Here is a 1,739-nt window from a genome sequence, read left to right as displayed (position 1 = left end):
ATCTTATTGAGCATTCATCGATATCAAACCCTCAATCTGCTAGAGATGTTGAAAAGTCATTTAAATTACACTTCGATGAAGAGTTCAGTTTATACGCTTTAAAGAATATTATTGCTTCGATAAGAAAAAAGTATAGAAATCTGTGTAAGAAAGCCAAAATTAACAATAATAGTGAACTTATCTCGAACCTTTATAAGGTTGGTTATTTTATCGATCTAGATAAAAGTACAACCAACCGTATAACACCAAAATACAACATCAACCAATTCAAGCTCAGCCATATCGAGATGTTGAAGCTGATGCTCAACACTTACCAAAAAGAGTTGATCAGAGGCTTTATAGCCGTTTGTACCGTTTCTTCATTTTTTTTGTTCGTTGTCTACTTCTTCCAAATCCTTTATACAACGAAAATTGCAGATGAATACAGTAAAAACGCAAAGCAAATAGTAGAGGAAGTAATGAACTATGGCTGTGATAGCGAAGTTGCAGTGTACGCATTGAGGCACTCACTTAACCTTGATTCTGTTTTGATGACAACGCCTTATGGTTCATGCTACATATCCAAAACACAATCAAAAATGGTTGAACTAGACCAAATTGAAAACTTTGACGATAGCCTAGATTTTGCTTATTCACGCTTCTCAGACCCCAAAGAGGACATCGAACTCATTGCGCGTATTTCTAAATGGTCTATTGAAGCTAGATATAAGAACTCATTACTCCCTCTTTTGGTTGATTCAGTTTCCATACAAAAAAATGGTCACTACATATTAAACCTAGGCGAAAACAGTCAGCCTATTTATCAAGCCCCACTTCCAACCGGTGCAACCATCACTTTCTACAGTGATGATATTGTGCTTCTGTGGGTCATTTTTTCTCTGGTGATCGCCACGCTACTTTATCGCTCATATATTCTTGGCTTTGGCATTTACCTGCTTCGTTGGCGACACATATCCTTCGAGGAAGAGCCCATAATCAACACTGACGACAATAGCGTTTTATATTACGAGTTATTGTCTAGAGTGCGTAACGTAGGCGTTCTGAGTTTCATCAACACCATGAGACGTACTAATTTGTTGACCTTTCATACTATTTTAATCATTGAAACAGTAAAAAAAGCGAAGTTGGACAACAGCCATGATATCTACGGTGTCAATGTGTGCCCGAGTGCGTTGGTGGGATCTAACTTTACAAAGCTCAAAGAGCATTTAGTCACGATGGAAGCGAATGAGTTTGTCGTAGAAATAACAGAGTATTCAAACATTGGCTATGGCTATGAGGTCATCGACAACATCAAAATGATCAAAGATCTTGGAATCACCATCGCGCTAGACGACTTTGGTACAGGTAACAACAACATTGAAATAATTAGTGCTATCTCTCCGACCTACCTAAAACTGGATCGTTGTTTTGTTAAAGACATTGAGTCAGGAGATTATCATCAAGGAGTATTGCTTAATATATCGGAGATTGGACGCTTATCAAACATCACGATGATTTATGAAGGTGTCGAGACGCGCAGGCAGCAATATATCTTATGTCAGTTAGGCTACAACCTACATCAAGGTTATCTGTACAGTAGACCTAGTCACTCGGAGGAGTAATTATCTACCACCTCATTTAAATATTGATGACCTCCCTTTTCTTGTTTAATTGCCATTGATCATACAACGACTTGAGAGCCCACAAGGAAGTAGGCTTCAAGCGTTCTCATAACCCAATACATTTCTCTCAAACAT

1 protein-coding gene is annotated in these 1,739 nt (G+C 38.1%); it reads left to right on the top strand.

Annotation, left to right across the window (positions count from 1 at the left end; all coding sequences use genetic code 11):
* A partial coding sequence (locus AB4496_RS14095) for an EAL domain-containing protein (protein WP_372131189.1) occupies nucleotides 1-1,604 on the top strand: 1,604 nt, incomplete at its 5' end.
* Nucleotides 1,605-1,739 lie beyond the last annotated feature (135 nt).

It is taken from the genome of Vibrio sp. 10N.222.46.A1 (assembly GCF_041473595.1).
Lineage (GTDB): Bacteria > Pseudomonadota > Gammaproteobacteria > Enterobacterales > Vibrionaceae > Vibrio > Vibrio tasmaniensis_A.
The sequence above is the reverse complement of the archived record's forward strand: the minus strand, read 5'-3'. Positions and strand labels throughout refer to the sequence as shown.